The organism is Micromonospora sp. IBSANI012 (assembly GCF_052814045.1).
In genome coordinates, this window is sequence record NZ_CP199933.1 from 3,227,532 (window position 1) to 3,248,629 (window position 21,098).

Genomic DNA, 21,098 nt, shown 5'->3' on the forward strand with positions numbered 1-21,098 from the left:
CTCAACCCTCAACTGCGGCGGTAACCCCTCAGCAGAGCAGGTCGAAGTGGTGGTGGGCGTCGGCGGCGATGTCCTCGTGCCGCAGCCACCGCCGCGCCCACAGCCGGGCGGCCAGCTCGGCCTGCTCGTCACCCCACGCGGCGTGCTCCACCAGCAGCGCCGTGGTCAGGGCGTACGCCATCCGCAGGGCCAGCCCGCGCGCGCCGGCCACCACCGCGACCGCGCCCGGGTCGGCGGCGACGTCGGTGAGCGCGCCGCGCAGCTCGCCGGTGACGGCGGCGAGGGTGTCGGCGAGCGTCGGGGACAGCCGGCGGGCCAGGTCGGTGGCGTCGGTGAGCCGCCGCAGCAGCGGCGCGCCGGCGTCCTCGCGGGCCACCGCGCGCAGCACGTCCAGCGAGAGCACGTTGGTGGTGCCCTCCCAGATCGGCAGGACCTGCGCGTCGCGCAGCAGCCGGGGCACCCCGGTGTCCTCGACATAGCCGGCGCCGCCGAACGCCTCGACGTACTCGCTGGCGGAGGAGACGGCGAGTCGGCCGGTGGCCAGCTTGGCCAGCGGCGCCACCACCCGCAGCTCGGCGGCGGCCTCCGGGTCGCCGCCCACCTCGACCCGGCCGAGCAGCGCGAACGCGTGCCCGGCCAGGGCGAACGCGCCGGCCGCGTCGACGGCGAGCGCGCCCAGGGTGGCCCGGTGCAGCGGGTTGCCCGACAGCGGACCCCCGGCGACCTGCCGCGCCTCGGCGTACGCCCGGGCGTAGGCCAGTCCGCGTCGCATGCCGCCGGCGGCGGCCGAGGCGTTGTGCACCCGGGTCACCACCACCAGCGTCATCGCCCGGACCAGTCCGGGCACCGCCGGGTCGCCCAGCGGCAGCGCGTACGCGTCGTGCAGCCCGATCTCGGCGGTGGGCAGCGCGCGGGTGCCGAGCTTGTCCTTGAGCCGGTGCACGGTGACGCCGGGCGCGGGCGCGTACGGCGCGGCGGTGGCCCCGGCCAGCGGGGAGTCGGCGGCGTAGCGGGGCACCAGGAACGGGGCCAGCATCCGGCTGCCCCGGCCGGCGCCCTCGGGGCGGGCCAGGGCGACGGCCATCGTCGCGTCGGCGGCCGAGCAGAACCACTTCTCCCCGGTGAGCCGCCACGATCCGTCCGCCGCCGGCCGGCCGGTGGTGCTGGAGCGGGACAGGTCCGAGCCGCCCTGCGACTCGGTCATCCACTGCCCGCTGACGATCGCGGTCTGCGGGTCGGTGGAGGTCAGCCGGGGCAGCCAGGCGTCCCGCACGTCCGGGTCGACCTCGGGGAGGCTGAGCAGCGCCGTCGCGCCGTCGGCCATCGCCACCGGGCAGGAGAAGGTGGCCGATTCCGGCCCGTACAGGTGCAGCAGGGCGTGCTGGACGACCCGGGCGGCAGCGCCCCAGGTGCCGCGCGCGGACTCCAGGTAGGGCAGCGCGACCACGGCGTGCCGGGCGGCGGCGGCGCGTTGCGCCTGCCAGCCGGCGGAGGTCTGCACCCGGTCGACGCGGGCGCCCCACGCGTCGTAGCGGACCAGGGTGGGCGGGTGCGCCTCGGCGTCGGCGTGCGCCGCCCGCAGCGGCCCGCTGACCTCGGCGGCCAGGTCGGCCAGCCGGCCCTTGGCGGCGGCGTGTCCGGCCGGGCCGAGGTGGCGCTCCAGCCAGGAACGCAGCAGCGCGTCGCCGGTGTACGGGTCGTCCAGGGCCGGTACCGGCTGCACGTAACGACTCATCCGTGGCTCCTTCGGAGGGTGTGCGCCGACCGTAGAGGATGCCGTGGCGAATGCGACAGGGGCGATGTTCCTGCGCGGACCGGACGGTGCGCATACGGTCGCAGGTGATGGGCGGTGAGCAGGCGTGGACCCGACCGGCCCGGCCCCGCCGGCCGGTACGCACCGGTCTGCTGCTGGGTGGCCTGACGATGGCGCTGTGCCTGGTCGGCGTGGCCGGGCTGGGCGCCTGGAACGTGCAGGTGGTGATGCAGGCCGGCGGCCCGGTGCGGGAGACCGCCGACGGGTTCTTCCGGGAGCTGTCCGCCGGCGAGGTCGACCGGGCGTACGACCGGCTCTGCGACCAGGCGCGCGGCCGGTGGAGCGAGGTCGGCTTCGCCGGCTGGGTGAAGACGCCGCCGGTGGTCAGCGGCTACGAGATCCTGGACGTCTCGGTGCGTACCAAGGCCGGCCGCCCGATCGGTGAGGTGACCGTCCGCGTCACCCGCGAGGGTGGGGCCGCCGAGGAACGCCGGCTGCCGGTGGTGAAGGAGGACGGCGAGTGGCGGGTCTGCGGGGACCCGTTCTAGGAGCGCGGGCCCAGGTCGCCCGAGCGGTAGTGCCGCCGGCAGAGCACCTGGTAGCGCACCTCGGCGGAGTCCGCGGTGTCGCCGATGACGACCTGCGCGCCCTCGCGGACCACCCGCCCGTCGACCACCCGGGCGTTGAGCAGCCCCTCCCGGCCGCACCAGCAGAGCACCTCGATCTGGATCCGGGCCACCTCGTCGGCCAGCTCGAACAGCCGCTGGGCGGCGGGGAAGAGGCAGGACCGGAAGTCGGTGGCCAGGCCGAAGGCGTACACGTCGACGTCGTAGCCGTCGACCAGCTCGGCCATCTGCTCGACGTGCTCGACGTTGTAGAAGGACGCCTCGTCGCAGATCAGGTAGTCGACGCGTACCCCCTCGGCCCAGGTGTCGCGGACCAGCGTGCGCAGGTCGAGGGAGTCGGTGACCTCGACGGCGGAGTGGGCCAGGCCGATGCGGCTGGTGACCTGCGGGCCCAGCGACCGGTCGATGCGGGTGGTGACCAGGCCGCGGCGGCCCTGCCGGGCGTGGTTGTAGTTCATCTGCAACGCCATGGTGGACTTGCCGCAATCCATCGGCCCCCAGAAGAACTTCAGCGCGGCGGCGTGCAACGGCCGCCCGTCAACGCCCCGGGCGGCGGCACAGCCGATGCCGTTCTCGTCCGGGCCCGGGAGCGGTCGGGCCAGGCAGGTGGGGGCGGCAGCGGCGTCGTCGGTCACGTCGGGGCAGCCTAGTCCATCGAGCTGCCCCGATCGGTTCGGCTTAGAGCACCTTCGGCGGGGTGTTACCGGCCGCGACGATGGCCCGGCGGATCGGCACGGCGGCCAGCAGCACGAAGCCCAGCACGAAGAAGATCAGCAGTGAGACCAGGCCCACCCGGTAGGAGGCGGTGAGCTGGAACACCAGCCCGAAGGCGAGCGGCCCGAGCCAGCTGGTGCCCTTGTCGCTGATCTCGTAGAAGCCGTAGTACTCGCCCTCCTTGCCGGTGGGGATGAGCTGGCTGAACAGTGAGCGGCTCAGCGCCTGGCTGCCGCCGAGGACCAGGCCGATCGCCCCGCCCAGCGCCATGAACGGCAGCGGCGCCTCGGCGGGCAGCCGGAACGCGGCGATGATCACGCCGGTCCACAGCACCAGGGACAGCAGCACCGTCTTCCACGCGCCGATGCGTCGGGCCAGCGCGCCCAGGGCGAGCGCCCCGCCGAAGGCGAGGAACTGCACCAGCAGGATCGTCACGATCAGGGTGCTCTGCTCCAGCTTCAGCTCCTCGGTGCCGTACTGGCTGGCGAGGGTGATCACGGTCTGGATGCCGTCGTTGTAGACCAGGAAGGCGAGCAGGAAGAACAGCGTCAGCGGGTACGCCTTGATCTCCCGCAGGGTGCGGCCGAGCTGCCGGAACCCGTCGGTGAGCAGGTTGCCGCCGCCAACCCGGGCCGCCGCCGCGGCGGCGGGGTGTTCGCGCAGCCAGCGCAGCGGCACCAGGGTGAACACCGCCCACCACACCCCGGCCGAGACGATCGACCAGCGGGCCAGGTCCAGGGTGCGCTGCGGGTTGCCCTCCTCGCTGAGCATGGTCACCGCGACCAGGTTCAACGCGAGCAGCAGGCCGCCGCCGAGGTAGCCGATGGCCCAGCCGCGGCTGGAGATGGCGTCGCGTTCGTCGGGGCCGCCGAGCTGCGGCAGGAACGAGTTGTAGACGACGACGGCGGCGCCGAAGCTGATGTTGGCGATCAGGAAGAGCACCCCGCCGAGCAGGTAGCGGTCCCCGGTCACGAAGGCCATGGCGATGGTCGCGCCGGCGCCGGTGAACGCGGCGGCGGCCAGTAGCCGCTTCTTGTGCATCGACCGGTCGGCGATGGCACCCATCATCGGCAGCACGAAGACGGTGAGGAAGACCGACAGCGAGATCAGGTACGGGTAGTAGGAGCCGGCGGCGACCCGGATGCCCAGCGGGTGCACGTACCCCTCGCAGCTGTCCGCGCCCAGCTCGCAGCCGGCGGCCAGCTCGGTGACGGTGGTGAGGAACGGGCCGAGGAAGACGGTGATGACGGTGGTCTGGAAGGCCGAGTTGGCCCAGTCGTAGAGGTACCAGCCCCTGCGTTCGCGGCGGGTGCTCGACGGGGGCTCGTGCAGGGTCGGGCTGACCGTCTCGGCCATCGGGTTCCTCCGCCAGGGGTTCAGGCGGCCCAGTGGCCGCGGCTGCGGTAGACGTCGCGCAGCACGCCGACGTGATCGGTCATGATGCCATCCACACCAAGATCAAGTAAGTCGTGCATCTCGGCAGGTTCGTCGATCGTCCAGACGTGCACCTGCAACCCCAACCGGTGGCAGTAGGCGAGGAACCGGCGGTCCACCACCGGCACCCGGCCGTAGCGCGGCGGCACCTGCGCGGCCACCACCGACGGCGGCAGCCGCAGTCGCCACCCGTGCAGCGATGCCAGCCGCAGCCGGGCCACCCCGCGCATGCCGAGGCTGGTCGCGATCCGACCCTCGGTGAGGGCCCGCAGCCGGATCAGCCGGGCGTCGCTGAACGACGCCAGCAGCACCCGGTCGGCCGCGCCCGCCCGCGTCACGGTCTCGACCGTCGGCGCGACCCCGCCGTCGGACTTCACGTCGATGTTGAACCGCACCCGCGGCCACGCGGCCAGGACCTCCTCGAGCCGGGGTACGACCGCCGCCCCGCCGACGCGTACCGACGCCAGGTCCGCCCAGCGCAGGTCGGCGATGCGTCCCCGCTCGCCGGTGACCCGCTCCAGGGTGGCGTCGTGGAAGACCACGGCCACCCCGTCGGCGGTGCCGTGCACGTCGGTCTCGACGTACCGGTAGCCGAGGCCGACGGCCCGGGTGAACGCCTCGACGGTGTTCTCGTCGCCCTCGGCGGCCCCGCCGCGGTGGGCGAAGGCCAGCGGCGCGGGCGCGTCGAGGTAGCCGGATCGGGTCAGCACGCAGCGCAGTATGCCTCGCCCCGGTGGCCCGCGGATGACCGGCCGGCGAGCACCCCGTGTCGCCGCTGCCGGCCACCCGGTACGGTGCCCTGCGACGTCGCGGCGCACCCGCCGCGACCGGCGTGACCGGGGGAGACGCGTGCGGCCCAGCATCCTGTTCGTCACCGACCTGGCCTACCCGGCGCAGGGCCGCCGCTACGGCGACGAGGACGTCTTCCTGACCTCCCGGCTGCGCGAGGACTTCGACCTGGCGCTGTGCCATCCCCGCGACGCGGCCGCCCTGATGGACCGCTTCGACGCGGTCGTGGTCCGCAACAGCGGCCCGGTTCTGGCCTACCGGGAGGCGTACGAGGCGTTCCGCGCCGCCGCGCTGGCCGGGGGCGTGCGGGTGTACAACCCGCTGACCGGCCGGGGCGACATGGCGGGCAAGCGGTACCTGGTGGAGCTGACCGCCGCCGGCGAGCCGGTGATCCCGACCGTCGACCGGCTCGCCGACGTCGACCGGCTACCGCCGACCGACGAGTACGTGGTCAAGCCGATCGCCGGCGCGGACTCCGTCGGCCTGCGGTTCGTCGCGCGCGACCGGCTCGCCGAGGCGGTCGACGGGCAGTCGCTGATCCAGCCCAGGGTGCCTTTCCGGTACGAGGTGTCCTTCTACTTCGTCGACGACGCCTTCCAGTACGCCCTGCACGCCCCGGACCCGCGGCGGCGCTGGGCCCTGGCGCCGTACGCGCCGACCGGGGCGGACCTGGACTTCGCCCGCCGCTTCGTGCGCTGGAACACCCTCGCCCACGGCGTGCAGCGGGTGGACGCCTGCCGCACCGTCGACGGGGCGCTGCTGCTGGTGGAGCTGGAGGACCTCAACCCGTACCTGTCGCTGGACCTGGTCGCCGCCGACGTGCGGGACGAGTTCGTGGCGGCGCTGAGCGCCTCCCTGCGCCGCTTCCTGGCCGCCGGCTAGGGCGGGTCAGCGCAGCCAGCCGGTGGTCAGGTCGGTGACCGCCGTCCCGGCGAGGTCGGCCAGTTTCACCCGGACGAACTCCCGCGCCGTCGTCGAGGTCTGCGTGCGTGGCGACGGGGTCGGGCCGGTGACGGCCGCGACCACGACGGCGGCGGCGTCCGCCGGGGACTGCGCCGCCGCGAAGACCCTGTCGCTGCGGTCGAGGTACGTGCGCAGCGCCGGCCCGTAGACCCCGGCCCGCTCGATCGCCCGGTCGCGGTCGACGCCGACGTTGGCGACGAACTCGCTGGCCACCGCGCCGGGCTCGATCACGGCGACGGTCACCCCGACGCCCGCCGCGACCGGCGCGAGGGACTCCATGAACCCCTCCACCGCGAACTTCGCCGCGCAGTACGCCTCGTTGAACGGCTGACCGACCACCCCACCGACGCTGGTGACGGTGACCAGCCGCCCCCGACAGGCCCGCAGGTGCGGCAGCGCGGCCCGGCTGACGTGCAGCACCCCGAAGAAGTTGACCTCCATGACGGCCCGTACGTCGTCGACGGTCTCCTGTTCCAGGGTGCCGACGTGCCCGGCGCCGGCGTTGTTGACCACCGCGTCGAGCCGCCCGTACGCGGCGACGGTCTCCGCCACGGCGGCGGCGGCCGCGTCGGCGTTGGTGACGTCGAGCGGGCGTACGTCGATCAGGTCGGCGACCCCGGCGGCGTCGGCGGCCTCGCGCAGCCGGTCGGCGCGACCCGGGTCGCGCATGGTGGCCACGGTGCGCCAGCCGGCGCGCGCGCAGCCCAGCGCGATCTCCAGCCCGATCCCGGTGGAGGTGCCGGTGACCAGCACCGTCTGCTCGCTCATGCCCTGCCTGCCTTCCCTCGCCGTTGCCTACCGGGCAGACTCTCACCGTTGGAGTGCGCTCGAAGGCAAATCCACCCGGCCCGCGCCGACTCCACCTGGCGCGCCGGCCGAGTCGGGCGAGTTGGCGGTGGGGTCAGCCCGGCGGGCGGCGGCGGTGGGCGCGGCTGGTGTCGACGGGGCGGCCCGGGTCGACGTGGCGAGGGCGGTCCGGCTCGTCGAGGCGAAGCGGCACCAGGGTGTCGGTGATCGCGTCGATGATCCGGTCGGTGCCCCTTCGGGCGGCGCCGGGCGCGCCGTGGGTCAGGTCGTGCAGGTCGAGCGGGTCGCCGAAGCGCACCCGGATCACCGGTCGGCGCAGCAGCGAGCGGGCGATGCCGGGCAGCATGCCCTGGGGTGTCCGGTAGGGCAGCACTTCGTGCGAGCCCCACTGGGCGACGGGGATGATCGGGGCGCCGCAGGCCAGGGCGAGCCGGGCGGCGCCGGTCTTGCCGCGTTCGGGCCACAGGCCCGGGTCCAGGCCGATGCGGCCCTCGGGGTAGACCAGCACCACCGAGCCGCGCGCCACGGCCGCGGCGGCGTCGTCGAGGGCCCGGTGCACCCCGGCGGTGCCCCGGTCGACGCGCAGGTGCCCGGCGTGGCGCATCAGGGCCCCGATCACCGGGGCGCGGAAGAGCCCGCCGGTGGCCATGATCCGCGGGGCGACGCCCCGCGCCCGGCAGGCCGCGGCGAGGACGATCGGGTCGAACGGGCTGATGTGGTTGGCGGCCAGGATCAGCGGGCCGCGGCGCAGCTCGGCCGGCACGTCGCCGCTGACCTCCAGGCGGGCCAGCAGGGCGACGATGAGGCGGGCGAAGACCTGCGCGGCGCGCCAGAACCGTGGCGGCCGCCAGGTGGCGGTCGGGGTGTCCATCAGTGCTGGATGGTCGCACGCCGGTGGGTGACGGTGGGCGCCGATCCCGGGCCCTGCGGCAGAGGTGATCAGGGTCATTGGTCCCGGGGCGGGTCGGGACCCCCGACCCTGCCGCAATCTCTACGACGCACAGTAGTATTTACTACGTCTCGTAGTATGAACAGCTGGGGGTTACTGGTGGACGCGTTGGACGTCGCCCGCTGGCAGTTCGGTGTCACCACCGTCTACCACTTCCTATTCGTGCCGCTGACCATCGGCCTGTCGGTGCTGGTGGCCATCCTCCAGACCCTGTGGCACCGCACCGGCAACGAGCGCTACCTCAAGCTCACCAAGTTCTACGGCAAGCTCTTCCTGATCAACTTCGCGATGGGCGTGGTCACCGGCATCGTGCAGGAGTTCCAGTTCGGCATGAACTGGAGCGACTATTCCCGCTTCGTCGGCGACATCTTCGGCGCCCCCCTCGCGATCGAGGCGCTGGTCGCGTTCTTCCTGGAGTCGACCTTCATCGGCCTGTGGATCTTCGGCTGGGACCGACTGCCCAAGCGGGCGCACCTGGCCAGCATCTGGGCCGCCGCGATCGGCACCAACCTCAGCGCCTACTTCATCCTCGCCGCGAACTCGTTCATGCAGAACCCGGTCGGCTACCGGATCAACCCCGACACCGGCCGCGCCGAACTCACCGACTTCCTCGCAGTGCTCACCAACAAGGTCGCGCTGATCACCTTCCCGCACACCCTCGCCGGCTCGTTCCTGGTCGCCGGCTCGCTGGTGGTCACCGTCGGGCTGTGGCACGTGATGCGCAACCGCGACAGCGCCGACACCGGGGCGTACCGGTTCGCCACGAAGTTCGGCGCGTGGGTGGTGCTGGTCTCCGCCACCCTGGTCGTGATCACCGGCGACATCCAGGGCAAGATCATGACGCAGGTGCAGCCGATGAAGATGGCCGCCGCCGAGGGCCTCTACACCACCGAGAGCCCCGCCTCGTTCTCCGTGCTCACCGTCGGCAGCCTCGACGGCAGCCGCGAGCTGTTCGCCATCAAGATCCCGTACCTGCTGTCGTACCTGGGCACCGGCGACCCCAACGGCACCGTGCACGGCATCAACGACCTGCAGGCCCAGTACGCCAGCCAGTACGGCGCCGGCAGCTACGCCCCGATCATCCCGGTCACCTACTGGAGCTTCCGCTTCATGATCGCCTTCGGGCTGGCCGCCGCCGCGATCGCCCTGCTGGTGCTCTGGTCCCAGCGCAAGGGCCGCACCCCCACCAGCCGGTGGCTGCTGCGCGCCGGCCTGGTCATGCCGGTGCTGCCCCTGCTCGCCAACTCCTTCGGCTGGATCTTCACCGAGATGGGCCGCCAGCCCTGGATCGTCTTCGGCGAGATGCTCACCCGCGACGGCGTGTCCCGCAGCGTCTCGCTGACCGAGGTGCTCACCTCGTTCACTGCCTTCACCCTGATCTACGCCACCCTCGCCGTCATCGAGTTCAAGCTGCTCGTCCGCTACGCCCGCGCGGGCGTGCCCGACCTGACCCCCGATCCCGCGATCGACGACAGCCACGACGACGCCGAGCGCCCGCTCGCCTTCGCCTACTGACCGGAGCCCACCGTGGAACTGACGACCGTCTGGTTTCTCCTCGTCGCCGTGCTCTTCACCGGCTACTTCATCCTCGAAGGCTTCGACTTCGGCGTCGGCATGCTGCTGCCCGTCCTCGGCCGCGACGACCGGGAACGCCGCGTCCTGATCAACACCATCGGCCCGGTCTGGGACGGCAACGAGGTCTGGCTGATCACCGCCGGCGGCGCCATGTTCGCCGCCTTCCCCGAGTGGTACGCCACCCTCTTCTCCGGCTTCTACCTGCCGCTGCTGCTGATCCTGCTCGCCCTGATCGCCCGGGGCGTGGCCTTCGAGTACCGGCACAAGCGCCCCGAGGCGTCCTGGAAACGCCGCTGGGACACGGCGATCTTCGTCGGCTCCGTCGTACCGGCGGTGCTGTGGGGCGTCGCCTTCGCCAACATTCTGCGCGGCGTGCCGCTGGACGCCGATCACGAGTACGTCGGCGGCCTGGTCGACCTGCTGCACCCGTACGCGCTGCTCGGCGGGGTGACCACCGCGGCGCTGTTCCTCACCCACGGCGCGGTGTTCCTCGCCCTGAAGACCACCGGCGAGATCCGGGAGCGGGCGGGCGCCCTCGCCGTGCGCCTGGGCGTGGGCACCGCGGTGGCCGCGGTGGCGTTCCTGACCTGGACGCTGACCATCCGCTCCAGCACCGCCGCCGTCGTGTTCGCCGTCGGTGCGGCCCTGGCCCTGCTCGGCGCGCTCGCCGCCGCCCAGGTACGCCGGGAGGGCTGGGCGTTCACCGGCACCGCGGTGGCGATCGGCCTGGCCGTGGCGACCCTGTTCGCGGCGCTGTTCCCGAACGTGCTGCCCTCCACCCTGGACGCCGCCGGCACGCTCACCGCCACCAACGCCGCCTCCACCCCCTACACCCTCAAGATCATGACCTGGGTGGCGGTGGTCTTCACCCCGATCGTGCTGGCCTACCAGGGTTGGACGTACTGGGTGTTCCGCAAGCGAATCGGGGTAGTGAACATCCCGCAGCACTGAGAACCTGCGGGGGCGCGGGACGCGGGGCCGGGCGAGGGGGTCGCACCGGCCCCGCGGGCTGTTCCCCGCCGGAAAATCCCCCCGCCCTCAAGATCCGCGCCGCTATGGTGGGCCGATGGCCAGCCCCCCGCACGTGCGTGAGCTCACCGTCGACGACCTCACCGACGCCTGGCAGCTCGGTCGGCGCGCCTTCGGCTCCGACCCGCAACCGGCGCCGCACGCCACCGTCGCGGTGCCCGGCCTGACCCGCTACGGCGCCTTCGATGACACCGGCCGGCTCCTCGGCAAGGCCGTCGACCTGCACCACGAGCAGTGGTGGTCCGGGCGGGCCGTGCCCGCCGCCGACGTCGCCGGGGTCGCCGTCGCCCCCGAGTCCCGCGGCCGTGGCGTGGCCCGCGCCCTGCTCACCGGCCTGCTGCGCGGCGCCCACGACCGCGGCGCCGCCGTCAGTGCGCTGTTTCCCACCGTCACCGCCCCCTACCGCGCCTGCGGCTGGGACGTCGCCGGGGTGATGCGTACCGTCGACGTGCCCACGGTGGCGCTGCCCCGGCACCGCCCGGCCCCGCACCTGAGCGTCCGGGCGGGCGCGCCCGACGACATGCCGGCGGTCGTCGCCCTCTACGAACGCCTCGCCCGGGACCGGCGCGGGCTGCTCACCCGCCGCGGTGACCTCTTCGACCCGCACACCACCGGCGACACCCTGCCCTTCGACGGGCTCACCCTCGTCGAGGACGACGGGCACCTCGTCGGCTACGCCAGCTGGGACCGCGGCCGCGGCTACGGCGACGACGCCGTGCTCACCGTCCACGACGCCCTCGCCACCACCGCCGACGCCGCCCGGGAACTCGTCGGCGTCCTCGCCAGCTGGCACAGCGTCACCCCCACCCTGCGGCTGCGCCTGCTCGACGGCGACGCCGTCAGCGCCCACCTGCCGCTGGAAGCCGTCCGCGAACACGAACAGGAACCGTGGATGCACCGGCCCGTCGACGTCACCCGCGCCGTCGCCGCCCGCGGCTGGCCCACCCACACCCGCGGCACCGTCGAGTTCACCCTCACCGACGAGCTCGCCGAGTGGAACACCGGCACCTGGCGGCTGACGGTCGCCGACGGCGCCGCCCAGCTCACCCGCGTCACCGCCGAGGTCGACCTGCACCTGTCCGTACGCGGCTTCGCCCTGCTCCACAGCGGCGCCAGCACCGCCGCATCAGTCGCCGACGCCGGTCTGCTGCACGCCACCGGCACCGACCCGCGGGCCCTGGACCTGCTGGCCGCCGGGGGAGCGGCGCAACTGCTCGACTACTTCTGAGCGGGCATCCCGGCCGGCTCGAACGGCGGCCGGGCCGCCCGCTGGTGGTGGCCCGGCCGTCGTGATGCGGCGTCAGTGCGCGTGGTGGTAGGCGTGGACGACCGCGTGGCCCTTGCCGCGCGAGATCAGCGACCGGTTGACCGGTGTGGTCAGCAGGAACGCCACCAGCAGCGCGAACGCCAGCGACGCCCAGAACACCCAGCTGGTCAGCCCCGCCTCCATGGCGCCGGGCACGGCGAGCATCACCGCGTTGTCGAGGATCTCCATCACCACGATCGACACGGTGTCGGCGGCCAGCGCCACCTTCAGCGCGGTACGCCCGTCCACGCCGGCGCGCAGCACTCCCCGCATGGTGAGCGCGTAGCCGAAGACGAACGCCAACGCGACCGCGAGGACGACGGTGGGCAGGGCGGACCAGCCCAGCGCCGTGCCGACGACCATGCCGAGCACCTCGCCGATCGCGCAGCCGGTCAGGCAGTGCAGGGTGGCCTGCGCGGCCATGCTCCATGACGTCGCTGCCGTGCCTGGCGCCGCCGAGGCGGGCGGGTGGTGATGGGTTCCGTGGTCCATGACGGGACCTCCCTTCGATGCCACCGACCATACCCCCGGGGGGTATCAGTGGGAAGGGCCGGGCGAGTGAGCCCGGTGACAGCACCACCGCCCGGCGAACGGCGGCTCTCGCCGCCTACGACCGACGGCGCGCCGCACCCTCGCCGACGTGGGCCAGGATGCGGCGCGCCGCCGGCACCGGTCAGCGCGCCTCGCGCAACTCCGCCAGCCGCGCCTCGATCTCCGCCAGCTCCGCGCGCAGCTTCTCCGCCTGCTGCTCCGCCTCGGCCCGCTCCGCGGCCATGATCTGCTCCACCGCCTCGTGCACCCCCGGCACGTCGACCAGCGCCACCATCCTCAACGCCTCCGCCGGCTTCACCACGTACGGCTTCGCCAGCGCCTTGGCTCCCTGCTGTGCCGCCACCGTCCACTCACCGTCGGCGTACGCCAGGGTCACCGTCAGGCCCGCCGGGCCCTTCGGCTTCGCCGCCTTCACCGCCCGCCGGGCCGGCTTCGCCTCCACCTGCTGCTCCACCTTCGACTCCTCCCGACGCGGCGCCGGCACCCGGTCCAACACGAACTCCGGCTCCGCCGGCGCGGCCGGCGGCTGCTCCACCTCCGGCTCCGGCTTGGGCTCGGCCACCTTCCGCCCCGTGCCGCGGGGCGCCACCGCCACGTCGGCGGGGGAGAAGGGCAACTCGTCGCGGCCGAAGCGCACCACCACGAACTCCTCGGACACCTCGGGGTCGGTCAGCTCGACCACCTGGCCCACCTGCCCGGCGATCTGCCCCGCCGACGCCGTGAACACCACCTTGGGCTTCCGCCCGGCGGCCAACGCCTCGCGGATGCCGTGCACCTCGTCCTCGGACAAACCCTGGCCCGCCATCACAGCCCTCTTCCGTACATGTGTTTGACAGCTGCCTTGATACCAGCCGGCCCCGACAACCGGAAGATCAACCCCCCAGCGCCCGCAACGCCCCGTCCGCGTGCTCGTTCATCCCCAACTCGTTGTGGATCACTGCGAGCACCCGCCGGTCCGGTCCGATCACGAACGTCATCCGGCGCATGCTCAACGGCCCCAACGGCAGCCGCCGCCGCACCCCGAATTGCTGCGCCACCACACCGTCGACATCCGACAGCAGCGGATAGTCGAACCCGTGCCGCCGGGCGAACTCCGCCTGCTTCTCCACCGGATCCCGGCTGATGCCCACCCGCCGCGCGCCCACCGCCGCGAACTCCGCCGCCAGGTCCCGGAAGTGGCAGCTCTCCGCCGTGCAGCCCCGCGTCATCGCCGCCGGGTAGAAGAACAGCACCACCGGCCCCGCCGTCAGCAGCTCCGACAGCCGCCGTGGCGTACCCGCCTGGTCCGGCAGCTCAAAATCCTCGACCAGGTCACCGACACCCACACCCACCGCGCACCTCCACCGATCGACCGACGACGCGCGGTGAGCCTAAGCGATCAGCCCCACACCCCGGCCACGTCGGCGGCCACCGCCTCGGCCTGGGCGAACCCCGCCCGCGCCGCGGCCGCCCGCCGCGCCGGATCCAGCACGTTGCGGCCGATCGCCGCCCGCGCCGCCCGATCCGGTGACACCACCGCCACCCGCGCCACCGACCGCAACGCCGCCACCTGCGCCGACAACCGCGGCATCGGCCCGAACCCCGACGTCACCGGCGCCAGCACCACCACCTTCTCCGCGCCCGCCGCCAGGTCCGCGTTCACCACCGACCGCACCCCACCGTCGACGTACCGGCGGTCCCCGATCGTCACCGGCGGCCACACCCCTGGCACCGCGCAACTGGCCCCCACCGCGTCCACCAACGACACCCCACTGGCCGCGTCGAACACCACGAACTCACCCGAGGTCGCGTCCACCGCCGTCACCAGCAGCCGCCGCGCCGGCCACTGCCGCGCCGGCAACCGGGCCTCGATCACCGCCCGCCGCGACGCCTCCGACGGGGTACGCGCCGCCACCGCCATCGCCCCCACCCGGGCCCGGGCCCGCACCGCGTCCCGGGTACGACCACCCGCCCACACCAGGCGCGCCATCGCCGGCCACCCGAACCGCGCCGCCACCTCACCCGTCGCCGGCGCCAACTGCGCCTCGTACGACTCACGCACCGGCCGCCCCGAACACAACTGCGCGCCCACCACCGACCCGGCTGACGTCCCCACCACCAGGTCCGCGTCCGCCAGCACCACCCCCCGCTGCGCCAACCCCGCCAACAGCCCCCACTCCCAGGCCACCCCGGTCACCCCGCCACCACCCAGCACCAACGCCCGCGTCATGTGTGACCACCCTCTCCGTGACCGGCCCGTGCCGGAAACGGTAGCGTCGCCACCACACGGGGGCAGGGGAGCGGTCCATTGAATCCGGTCACGGTCATCACCGGCGGCAGCCGCGGCATCGGCGCCGCCGTCGCCCGCCGCCTCGCCCACGACGGCCACCACATCGCCATCGGCTACCGACGCGACCACGACGCCGCCGCCGCGGTGCTGGCCGACGTGCGCGCCCTCGGCCGCCAGGCCGTCGCCGTACCCGCCGACACCACCGACCCCGACCAGGTCGCCCGGCTCTTCGACGCCGCTGCCGACCTCGGCCCGCTCACCGGTCTGGTCAACAACGCGGGCGTCACCAGCCCCATCGGAGCCTTCACCGACCTGCGCCCCGACGACCTGCGCCACGTCGTCGACGTCAACCTCATCGGCTACGTCCTCTGCGCCCAGCAGGCCGCCCGCCGCCTCGGCACCGGTGGCGCCATCGTCAACATCTCCTCCGCCGCCGCCACCCTCGGCAGCCCGGGGGAGTACATCCACTACGCCGCCGTCAAGGCCGCCACCGACACCCTCACCATCGGCCTGGCCAAGGAACTCGCCCCGCACGGCGTCCGGGTCAACGCCGTCGCCCCGGGCCTGATCCGCACCGACATCCACGCCCTGTCCGGCATGCCGGACCGTCCCGACCGCAACGCCGGCCGGGTGCCGATGGGCCGACCCGGCGAACCCGACGAGGTCGCCGGCGCCGTGGCCTGGCTCCTCAGCCCCGACGCCTCCTACACCACGGGCGCGGTGCTGCGGGTCGCCGGCGGCATGTGAGCCGAGCCCCGGAGGGACGCCCCGGGGCTCCGGCCCGTCAACTCGTGAACAGCTTCGCCGCCGTGATCACGGTCTGCGCCACCCCGTAGCCCAGCAGCGCCGACACCACCAACCAGGAGATCCACAACCGGATCCGCTGCCCGTGCTGGCCACCCTCGCTCATCGCGCACCGCTCCTCTCCGCCGCCGTCGGCTCCGTTCCCTCATCCGCGTCCCCGGCCGGCTCGTGGAACCGCGCCGGCACCGGCCGCACCAGCAGGTTCGCCACGAACCCCACCGCCAGCACCGCCACCATCGTGAACAACGCCGGCCGGTACGCCGCCGCCGTCAACGTCCCCGGCCGGCCCTCGGCGTCGAGGAATCCGTTGACGATCAGCGGCCCGGCGATCCCCGCCGCGGACCACGCCGTGAGCAACCTGCCGTGGATTGCGCCCACCTCGAACGTGCCGAACAGGTCCCGCAGGTACGCCGGCACGGTGGCGAACCCGCCGCCGTAGAACGACAGGATCACGCACGCCAGCAGCACGAACAACGCCGTCGCGGTCTGCCCGAACAGCGCCAGCAGCGCGTACAGCACCATGCCCACACCCAGGTACACCAGGTAGATCGGCTTGCGGCCGATCAGGTCCGACGTGGACGACCACACGAACCGGCCCGCCATGTTGAACAGCGACAGCAACCCCACGAAGCCACCCGCCGCCGCCACCGACACCGCCGACGTGCCACCGGAGCGGAAGAAGTCCTGGATCATCGGGCTGGCCTGCTCCAGGATGCCGATCCCGGCGGTCACGTTGCAGAACAGCACCACCCACAGCAGCCAGAACGACCGGGTCTTCACCGCGTTCGCCGCCGACACGTTCGCCGTGGTCACCAGCGGCTTGGCCGCCACCAGCGCCGGGTCGAAACCCGCCGGCCGCCAGTCCGCCGCCGGCACCCGCACGTTGAACACCCCGAACATCATGATCAGGAAGTAGCCGACGCCCAGCGTCACGAACAGCCACACCAGCGCGCCGCCGGACGCCGTCGAACCCGCGTTCGCCGGCTCGTAGCCCGGGTCGTAGAACGACAGCAACTGACGCGACAGGGGAGAGGCCACCATCGCCCCGCCACCGAACCCCATGATCGCCAGGCCGGTCGCCAGGCCCGGTCGGTCCGGGAACCACTTGATCAACGTGGATACGGGGGAGATGTACCCGATCCCCAGACCGATCCCGCCCAGCAGCCCGTACCCGAGGTAGAGCAGCCACAGCTGGCGCGTCGCGATGCCGAGGGCCCCGACCAGGAAGCCGGCCGCCCAGAAAGACGCCGAGACGAACATCGCCTTACGCGGCCCGTTCGCCTCGACCCAGGTGCCGGCCACCGCCGCCGAGAGTCCCAGCATCACGATCGCAATGCTGAAGATCACCCCGATCGCCGTCTGGCTCGCGTCGAAGTGCGCGATGAGGGAGTTCTTGTACACGCTGGTCGCGTAGACCTGCCCGATGCAGAGGTGGATCGCCAACGCCGCCGGCGGAATCAGCCAACGGCTGTACCCGGGCGGCGCGACGGTGTGCCGACGGTCGAGTGCGGAGAGCATGCTGCTTCCTCTCGGAAGGAGGGCGAGAAACCTTCGGGGTTCATGCCCCCACCGCACGCTGCGCCCAAACCCGCTCCGCGCCCGACGGTCGATCCGGTGAGCCGAACGGTCAGTGGCCTTCACGCGCATTCCGGCCGGTGAGCGCTCGCCGTTGACTTAGGCAGGCATATGCCTGCATGATGGCCGGGTGAGTACCGACGCGAACGGGATGGACTCGGCCTTCAAGGCACTGGCCGACCCCACCCGACGGCTCCTGCTCGACCGGCTGCGGGAGCAGAACGGCCAGACGCTGCGCGAGCTCTGCGAACACCTCGACATGGCGCGCCAGTCAGCGACGCAGCACCTGGACATCCTGCAGCGGGCCAACCTCGTCACCGTCGTCCGGCGCGGACGCGAACGACTGCACTACCTCAACCCCACCCCGATCCACGAGATCGAGCAGCGCTGGATCTCCTCGTTCGACAAGCCCCGCCTGCAAGCGATCAGCGCCATCAAGAACCAGGCAGAGGAGTACGCCATGACCACCGAACCCACACCCGTGCCGACCTACGTCTACACCACCTACATCCGCGCCAGCGCCGAGCAGGTGTGGCAAGCCCTGACCGACGCGGACCTGACGGCGCGCTACTGGGGGCACGCCAACGTCTCGGACTGGCAGCCCGGCTCGAGCTGGGAGCACCGACGCGTCGACGGCTCAGGCGTCGTCGACGTCGTCGGCCAAGTGATCAAGGTCGAGCCCCCGACCCGCCTGGTCATCACCTTCGACGACGCACCGAGCGCCGAGGCGCCACGAAAGCCGTCGGTCGTCACCTTCCTGGTCGAGCCGTACCACGACATCGTCCGCCTCACCGTGACCCACGAGAACCTCGCCAACCTGGAGATGCTCGGCGGGATCTCCCGCGGCTGGCCGGCCGTGCTGGCGAACCTCAAGTCGCTGCTCGAGACCGGCGACGTCCTGCCGCAGGCGCCATGGGAGATGTCCCCGGCGCACACCTGAGCCGGCAGACCACCGAAGGAGACACGATGGACACCACACCGCTGCGGGACGCCTACCGCACGTTGCTGGACGCCGCAACGACAGTGGCCGGCTCCGACGGTACGAGCCCCGTCCCGCCAGCCGGCGAGTGGAACGCCGACCAGATCCTGGCGCACGTCGCCCTGGTCAACGCCGCCACCATCGCCGCCGCCTCCGCCGTCGCGGCGGGAGCGAACACGACGTACGACAACCGCATGACGCTCGACACCTGGAACATCCAGCGCGTCATCACGCTCGCCGGCGGCAACGCAGGGCTACGGGAGCGCATCCGCAGCCAAGGGGACGCCCTCTGCGCACTCGGCGGGCCGGGGCTGAGCGAGGCCGAACTCGACACCCCGGTGCCCACCCTGCTCCTGTCCAACGGCACCGTCCTGGTCGACCAGCCCCTACCGCTGAGGGAACTCATCACCGGGCTCGCCGACGTGGAACTCCCCGGCCACACGCAACAGCTCCTGGCCCTGCTGCCAGCACGCGTCGGGGCCGATGTCGCGACGTAACCACGGTGCGGCACGCCGACTGTCCGGCTGTCACCTGTGGCCGGGCGATCAGGCGAACTGCGGCGCGCGAGACTCCTGGACCGGCTCGAGCGAGATGTGCGCGGACAGCGCGCGGAGGAAGTCGGGCGCGTCGAAGATCTCGCCGGCGGAGGCGACGCCGCTCGTCCTCGTCCGACCGCCGAGAATGCGGTGGACCGCTTCGACCGCCAGCGGTGCGCTGATGGCGTAGATGTCCTGGCCGCTGGCGACGCCCCGCCGTTGCGTGTCGCCGCAGCGCACGATGACGTCGACGGTGAACGTCTGCGCGGACCGGCCGAGCTCGTCGACCGCAGTCGGCGCGGGTGTGCCCGGAGCGGCCAGGTCCCTGGCTGCGTCGGTGGTCATGTACGTGCGCACCTCGGGGATGGACAGGTGGCTGGGGACGGTGACGACGTCGGCCATCGTGAACTCGCCCAGGACGGTCCGGCGGCCCATCGGAGCGGGAAAGTCCCACTCCAGCGTCGGCAGGTCGCGCTCGGCGACGTAATACTCCAGCCGGCCACCGGTGTAGCGGACACGTTGGCCAGCGCGCCGTTCCCGGGAGACGGTGCCGGAGTCGAGGGTCCCGGCCGTGGGGTGCCAACTGCTCAGTCCGTACGCGACGTGCGCCTCGTCGGCCGCCGTCCAATCGCCCATCACCGTCGTGACCAGCAGATCGCCGAGTCCGCCGAAGAAGGCCATCGCCGGGACCACCGCGACTCCCGCGGTCCGGGCGCGGTCGGTGAAGTGCATGAACGTGTCGAGGTTGGCCTCGATCTCGGCCGCCACATCCACGTACGGGACCCCGGTGCGCAGGGCGGCCTCGATCACGGGGCCTGCGGTCGAGGCGAACGGGCCGGCGCAGTTGACGACCGCGGCCACGCCTTTCAACCCTCGGTCGAGCGAGGCCGGATCGTCGACCGACGCCACCCGGTATTCGAGCCCCGGATGCGACGCCGCCAGCGCCTGGAGCTTGCCCGCGTCGCGACCGAGGAGAAGCGGGACGAACCCGCGATCGCGCAACTCCGTCACCACGAACCGCCCGGTGTGCCCGTACGCACCGAACACCGCCACGGTCTGACTCGAACCCATCTGCAGTTCCTCCTCGAAAGATCGACTAGATAGATCCTCCAGCAGCGGCCAGCCCCGGAGTAGTGTCTGGAACGCCATGCCCCATACAATTTCGGACATGGCCACTGTCGCGCTCGCCGCCACCGACGCGATGCTGCACTTCGAGCTCGCCATGGCCTGCGAGGTCTTCGTCCGCGACCCCTCCGGCCTGGCAGACCCGTGGTACGACCTCGTGGTCTGCGGCCCGGGCCCGGTCCGGATCGGCCGATTCCACATGGAACCCGACGACGGGTTGGACCGACTCGCCCGCGCCGGCACCGTGATCATCCCGGCTGTGGAAGACATCGACGCCGACATGCCACCCGACCTGGTTGACGCCGTCCGCGCGGCCCACGAGGCGGGCGCTCGGATGGTCTCGCTGTGCACGGGTGCGTTCGTGCTGGCCGCCGCCGGGGTGCTGGACGGGCTGCGCGCGACCACGCACTGGGCCCACACCGAGGCGCTGGCCGCCCGCTATCCCCGGGTGAAGGTCGACCCGGACGTGCTCTACGTCGACAACGGGAACGTGCTCGCTTCTGCCGGCAAAGCTGCCGCGATCGACCTGTGCCTGCACCTGATCCGCCGCGACCACGGCTCGACGGTCGCCAACGCCGTTGCCCGCCGCCTGGTCGTGCCGCCGCATCGCGCCGGCGGCCAGGCCCAGTTCGTCACCACCCCGGTGCCCGCCCGCGACGACCATCCCCTTGCCAACCTGTTCCCCTGGGCGATGGAACGGCTGAACCGTCCGCTGACCGTGGAGGACCTGGCTCGCCAGGCGAACATGAGCTCGCGCAACCTGGCCCGCCACTTCAAGTCGGTAACCGGCGCCACCCCGCTGCAGTGGCTGTCGACGCAGCGGATCCGCCGGGCCCAGGAGCTGCTGGAGAACACCGACAACAGCATCGACGCCATCGCCGAGGCGGCTGGCATGGGAACCGCCACGACGCTGCGCCGACACTTCCACCGCACCGTCGGTGTACCTCCGGACGCCTACCGTCGCACCTTCCGCAGCGCCGGCCCCTCATCAGAATCGTGATCACCATCCTGTCGGCGTCCTGGCAGGGGGAGCGGTGCCCTCCCTGCACATCGCTCCGTGTGGGAGCGGTGCCCGGGTGTGGGCGGGGACGACTCCGCGCTCCAGTCGTCGGTTGCCTCGCGCCACTTCGCTCGGGTCTGTAAGAGCGCTACCGATCTGCGAGCTCTGTCGACATCGCCACTCGGCGCCGGAACAGTGAAGGGACAACAGCTCGACCCGAGGCCGGGCGAGGCCACTGCCGCTGTATGTCCTGATTCGATAATGTACATTATGTCAAGTAGTGCTGGTGGAGGCCTCCTCCGGGAGGGGTGGG

The 21,098-nt window shown here is 72.7% G+C and carries 22 protein-coding genes; 9 read left to right on the top strand and 13 right to left on the bottom strand.

Annotation, left to right across the window (positions count from 1 at the left end; genetic code table 11):
- Positions 1-28: 28 nt before the first annotated feature.
- On the bottom strand, positions 29-1,735 hold the full coding sequence (locus ACTWM8_RS14840; RefSeq protein ID WP_446214352.1) for an acyl-CoA dehydrogenase family protein: 1,707 nt from the start codon (positions 1,733-1,735) through the stop codon (positions 29-31).
- Between the two features lie 107 nt (positions 1,736-1,842).
- Here ACTWM8_RS14840 and ACTWM8_RS14845 point away from each other — a divergent pair, with 107 nt between their 5' ends.
- The gene (locus ACTWM8_RS14845) at positions 1,843-2,301 is read left to right on the top strand and encodes an Rv0361 family membrane protein (protein ID WP_154936922.1); all 459 of its coding nucleotides are present in this window, start codon (positions 1,843-1,845) and stop codon (positions 2,299-2,301) included.
- Here the strand turns inward: ACTWM8_RS14845 and ACTWM8_RS14850 are convergent.
- From ACTWM8_RS14850 to ACTWM8_RS14860, 3 genes are read right to left on the bottom strand one after another with little or no spacing between them, the layout of a single operon-like run.
- On the bottom strand, positions 2,298-3,014 hold the full coding sequence (locus ACTWM8_RS14850; RefSeq protein WP_377608951.1) for a thymidine kinase: 717 nt from the start codon (positions 3,012-3,014) through the stop codon (positions 2,298-2,300). The genes ACTWM8_RS14845 and ACTWM8_RS14850 overlap by 4 nt on opposite strands.
- A 43-nt stretch (positions 3,015-3,057) precedes the next feature.
- Positions 3,058-4,449 carry an MFS transporter gene (locus ACTWM8_RS14855; RefSeq protein WP_446214353.1) on the bottom strand — a complete coding sequence of 464 codons (1,392 nt, stop codon included), beginning with the start codon at positions 4,447-4,449 and terminating at the stop codon, positions 3,058-3,060.
- A 20-nt stretch (positions 4,450-4,469) separates the two neighbouring features.
- Positions 4,470-5,237 (bottom strand): glycerophosphodiester phosphodiesterase, encoded by a 768-nt coding sequence (locus tag ACTWM8_RS14860; RefSeq protein WP_446214354.1) that lies wholly within the window; start codon positions 5,235-5,237, stop codon positions 4,470-4,472.
- Between the two features lie 139 nt (positions 5,238-5,376).
- Between ACTWM8_RS14860 and ACTWM8_RS14865 the strand changes: the two genes are divergently transcribed.
- A complete protein-coding gene (locus tag ACTWM8_RS14865) occupies positions 5,377-6,198 on the top strand; it encodes a hypothetical protein (protein ID WP_446214355.1) in 822 nt (273 codons plus the stop codon).
- A 6-nt stretch (positions 6,199-6,204) separates the two neighbouring features.
- Here the strand turns inward: ACTWM8_RS14865 and ACTWM8_RS14870 are convergent, their stop codons facing one another.
- Positions 6,205-7,047, bottom strand: a complete 843-nt coding sequence (locus tag ACTWM8_RS14870) for an SDR family NAD(P)-dependent oxidoreductase (protein ID WP_446214356.1) — start codon at positions 7,045-7,047, stop codon at positions 6,205-6,207.
- A 133-nt stretch (positions 7,048-7,180) separates the two neighbouring features.
- Positions 7,181-7,957: a lysophospholipid acyltransferase family protein gene (locus ACTWM8_RS14875; protein WP_446214357.1), complete on the bottom strand. Its 777-nt coding sequence runs from the start codon at positions 7,955-7,957 to the stop codon at positions 7,181-7,183.
- Positions 7,958-8,134: 177 nt separating this feature from the next.
- Here ACTWM8_RS14875 and ACTWM8_RS14880 point away from each other — a divergent pair, with 177 nt between their 5' ends.
- The 3 genes from ACTWM8_RS14880 (at position 8,135) to ACTWM8_RS14890 (ending at position 11,867) form a co-directional block, all read left to right on the top strand.
- A complete protein-coding gene (locus ACTWM8_RS14880) occupies positions 8,135-9,550 on the top strand; it encodes a cytochrome ubiquinol oxidase subunit I (RefSeq protein WP_446214358.1) in 1,416 nt (471 codons plus the stop codon).
- A gap of 12 nt (positions 9,551-9,562) precedes the next feature.
- Positions 9,563-10,561: a cytochrome d ubiquinol oxidase subunit II gene (gene cydB / locus ACTWM8_RS14885; RefSeq protein WP_446214359.1), complete on the top strand. Its 999-nt coding sequence runs from the start codon at positions 9,563-9,565 to the stop codon at positions 10,559-10,561.
- A gap of 115 nt (positions 10,562-10,676) precedes the next feature.
- Entirely contained in the window at positions 10,677-11,867 is a 1,191-nt protein-coding gene (locus tag ACTWM8_RS14890; RefSeq protein WP_446214360.1) for a GNAT family N-acetyltransferase, read from the top strand.
- Positions 11,868-11,939: 72 nt separating this feature from the next.
- Here ACTWM8_RS14890 and ACTWM8_RS14895 read toward each other — a convergent pair whose 3' ends face one another.
- From ACTWM8_RS14895 to ACTWM8_RS14910, 4 genes are all read right to left on the bottom strand, one after another.
- A complete protein-coding gene (locus ACTWM8_RS14895) occupies positions 11,940-12,437 on the bottom strand; it encodes a DUF4396 domain-containing protein (protein WP_446214361.1) in 498 nt (165 codons plus the stop codon).
- A 181-nt stretch (positions 12,438-12,618) separates the two neighbouring features.
- Positions 12,619-13,302 (bottom strand): hypothetical protein, encoded by a 684-nt coding sequence (locus ACTWM8_RS14900; protein WP_210775534.1) that lies wholly within the window; start codon positions 13,300-13,302, stop codon positions 12,619-12,621.
- 67 nt (positions 13,303-13,369) lie between these two features.
- A complete protein-coding gene (locus tag ACTWM8_RS14905; protein WP_446214362.1) occupies positions 13,370-13,828 on the bottom strand; it encodes a peroxiredoxin in 459 nt (152 codons plus the stop codon).
- 47 nt (positions 13,829-13,875) lie between these two features.
- Positions 13,876-14,706 (bottom strand): patatin-like phospholipase family protein, encoded by an 831-nt coding sequence (locus ACTWM8_RS14910; protein WP_446214363.1) that lies wholly within the window; start codon positions 14,704-14,706, stop codon positions 13,876-13,878.
- Between the two features lie 78 nt (positions 14,707-14,784).
- Here ACTWM8_RS14910 and ACTWM8_RS14915 point away from each other — a divergent pair, with 78 nt between their 5' ends.
- Positions 14,785-15,513, top strand: coding sequence for an SDR family NAD(P)-dependent oxidoreductase (locus ACTWM8_RS14915; protein ID WP_446214364.1), 729 nt, complete (start codon positions 14,785-14,787; stop codon positions 15,511-15,513).
- Positions 15,514-15,550: 37 nt separating this feature from the next.
- Here ACTWM8_RS14915 and ACTWM8_RS14920 read toward each other — a convergent pair whose 3' ends face one another.
- Together ACTWM8_RS14920 and ACTWM8_RS14925 are read right to left on the bottom strand one after the other, a co-directional pair.
- Entirely contained in the window at positions 15,551-15,676 is a 126-nt protein-coding gene (locus ACTWM8_RS14920; RefSeq protein WP_255541124.1) for an MFS transporter small subunit, read from the bottom strand.
- Positions 15,673-17,088, bottom strand: coding sequence for an OFA family MFS transporter (locus tag ACTWM8_RS14925; RefSeq protein ID WP_446214365.1), 1,416 nt, complete (start codon positions 17,086-17,088; stop codon positions 15,673-15,675). Before ACTWM8_RS14925 ends, ACTWM8_RS14920 begins: the two co-directional genes overlap by 4 nt.
- Positions 17,089-17,275: 187 nt before the next feature.
- Between ACTWM8_RS14925 and ACTWM8_RS14930 the strand changes: the two genes are divergently transcribed.
- Positions 17,276-18,085 carry an ArsR/SmtB family transcription factor gene (locus ACTWM8_RS14930; protein ID WP_446214366.1) on the top strand — a complete coding sequence of 270 codons (810 nt, stop codon included), beginning with the start codon at positions 17,276-17,278 and terminating at the stop codon, positions 18,083-18,085.
- A gap of 26 nt (positions 18,086-18,111) precedes the next feature.
- Positions 18,112-18,621 carry a hypothetical protein gene (locus tag ACTWM8_RS14935; protein WP_446214367.1) on the top strand — a complete coding sequence of 170 codons (510 nt, stop codon included), beginning with the start codon at positions 18,112-18,114 and terminating at the stop codon, positions 18,619-18,621.
- Between the two features lie 48 nt (positions 18,622-18,669).
- On the opposite strand, the gene ACTWM8_RS14940 is transcribed toward ACTWM8_RS14935, so the two are convergent.
- Positions 18,670-19,854 (bottom strand): saccharopine dehydrogenase family protein, encoded by a 1,185-nt coding sequence (locus ACTWM8_RS14940; protein ID WP_446214368.1) that lies wholly within the window; start codon positions 19,852-19,854, stop codon positions 18,670-18,672.
- On the opposite strand from ACTWM8_RS14940, the gene ACTWM8_RS14945 reads away from it, so the two are divergent.
- Positions 19,829-20,785 (top strand): helix-turn-helix domain-containing protein, encoded by a 957-nt coding sequence (locus ACTWM8_RS14945; RefSeq protein ID WP_446214369.1) that lies wholly within the window; start codon positions 19,829-19,831, stop codon positions 20,783-20,785. The genes ACTWM8_RS14940 and ACTWM8_RS14945 overlap by 26 nt on opposite strands.
- Positions 20,786-21,098 lie beyond the last annotated feature (313 nt).

Coding starts and splice junctions, on each gene's coding strand:
- ACTWM8_RS14910 (WP_446214363.1), bottom strand. CDS start 14,706: ATGACGCGGGCGTTGGTGCTGGGTGGTGGCGGGGTGACCGGGGTGGCC.
- ACTWM8_RS14855 (WP_446214353.1), bottom strand. CDS start 4,449: ATGGCCGAGACGGTCAGCCCGACCCTGCACGAGCCCCCGTCGAGCACC.
- ACTWM8_RS14900 (WP_210775534.1), bottom strand. CDS start 13,302: ATGGCGGGCCAGGGTTTGTCCGAGGACGAGGTGCACGGCATCCGCGAG.
- ACTWM8_RS14890 (WP_446214360.1), top strand. CDS start 10,677: ATGGCCAGCCCCCCGCACGTGCGTGAGCTCACCGTCGACGACCTCACC.
- ACTWM8_RS14840 (WP_446214352.1), bottom strand. CDS start 1,735: ATGAGTCGTTACGTGCAGCCGGTACCGGCCCTGGACGACCCGTACACC.
- ACTWM8_RS14935 (WP_446214367.1), top strand. CDS start 18,112: ATGGACACCACACCGCTGCGGGACGCCTACCGCACGTTGCTGGACGCC.
- ACTWM8_RS14845 (WP_154936922.1), top strand. CDS start 1,843: ATGGGCGGTGAGCAGGCGTGGACCCGACCGGCCCGGCCCCGCCGGCCG.
- ACTWM8_RS14925 (WP_446214365.1), bottom strand. CDS start 17,088: ATGCTCTCCGCACTCGACCGTCGGCACACCGTCGCGCCGCCCGGGTAC.
- ACTWM8_RS14920 (WP_255541124.1), bottom strand. CDS start 15,676: ATGAGCGAGGGTGGCCAGCACGGGCAGCGGATCCGGTTGTGGATCTCC.
- ACTWM8_RS14895 (WP_446214361.1), bottom strand. CDS start 12,437: ATGGACCACGGAACCCATCACCACCCGCCCGCCTCGGCGGCGCCAGGC.
- ACTWM8_RS14875 (WP_446214357.1), bottom strand. CDS start 7,957: ATGGACACCCCGACCGCCACCTGGCGGCCGCCACGGTTCTGGCGCGCC.
- ACTWM8_RS14870 (WP_446214356.1), bottom strand. CDS start 7,047: ATGAGCGAGCAGACGGTGCTGGTCACCGGCACCTCCACCGGGATCGGG.
- ACTWM8_RS14945 (WP_446214369.1), top strand. CDS start 19,829: ATGGCCACTGTCGCGCTCGCCGCCACCGACGCGATGCTGCACTTCGAG.